The organism is Bacillus cereus group sp. N21 (assembly GCF_016483395.1).
In the GTDB taxonomy this organism is placed as follows: Bacteria; Bacillota; Bacilli; order Bacillales; family Bacillaceae_G; genus Bacillus_A; species Bacillus_A pseudomycoides.
The window spans coordinates 1-518 of sequence record NZ_JAEHBX010000236.1; the positions used below are offsets into that span (position 1 = coordinate 1).

A 518-nucleotide genomic window follows, 5' to 3' on the forward strand; every position below is an offset into this window, starting at 1 on the left:
TCACTTTTAATGGCTTTTAAATATAATAAAGATTTTCATAATAATTATGTTCATACACGCCTTGGATCAGGAGAGCAAGGTGGAGCTATGCTCTTTATAAATGTATTGAAATTCTTTCCGTATTGGGTGTATAGAACGATTTTATTTATATTAGGAATGAGTTTATTAGTAGGAATAGGTATGTTAATTTTTAACTTTGTAAAATAAATAATTAATTAATAAAGAACGACTGTTTTTAGTAGTCGTTCTTTATTTTTAGATTAATATCTTAATGTATTAAATATTTCCAACGGACTTTTCAATCTCTTTATTTATAGTATTTTGAATGTATACTTTTCTTGCTAATTTTGATGATATCAGGGGAATCGGGGTGAAGTCAATGTTTTAGGTAATTTGAATGTAAACAAATATTGAAAAGTTTACATTCGAACTAATTATTTGCAATATATTATTATTTTTATTTATATTGTTATAAAGAATTATATAGAGTAGATATTTTTAAGGAGGTATATATGTCT

Annotated in this window: 1 protein-coding gene; it reads left to right on the plus strand. The window is 24.1% G+C overall.

Features of this window, described 5'->3' with window-relative positions; all coding sequences use genetic code 11:
• Window positions 1-207, plus strand: a 207-nt coding sequence (locus tag JDS96_RS30660; protein ID WP_199669113.1) for a hypothetical protein, incomplete at its 5' end; no start/stop codon positions are given.
• Window positions 208-518 lie beyond the last annotated feature (311 nt).